A 230-nucleotide genomic window follows, 5' to 3' on the forward strand; every position below is an offset into this window, starting at 1 on the left:
TCGATGATACGCACCGCGACGTGCTGCAGCGCAAGATGGGTGTGCCGGCTGATCTTGGCTCCTGCCATACCGCGATCCTCGACGGTATGGCTTTCGAAGGACATGTCCCGATCGTCGACATGAAGCGAGCGCTTGCGCAGCATCCCAAGGGTGTGCGCGGCCTAGCCGTGGCTGGAATGCCGATGGGTTCACCCGGCATGGAAGTGCCGGGCATAAAAGCGCAGCCATAT

1 protein-coding gene is annotated in these 230 nt (G+C 61.3%); it reads left to right on the forward strand.

Annotated elements, in window-relative coordinates:
• Positions 1-35: 35 nt before the first annotated feature.
• Positions 36-230, forward strand: a 195-nt coding sequence (locus AC0IYH_RS34320; RefSeq protein ID WP_471838966.1) for a DUF411 domain-containing protein, incomplete at its 3' end; no start/stop codon positions are given.

The organism is Pseudomonas sp. AC463 (assembly GCF_979253585.1).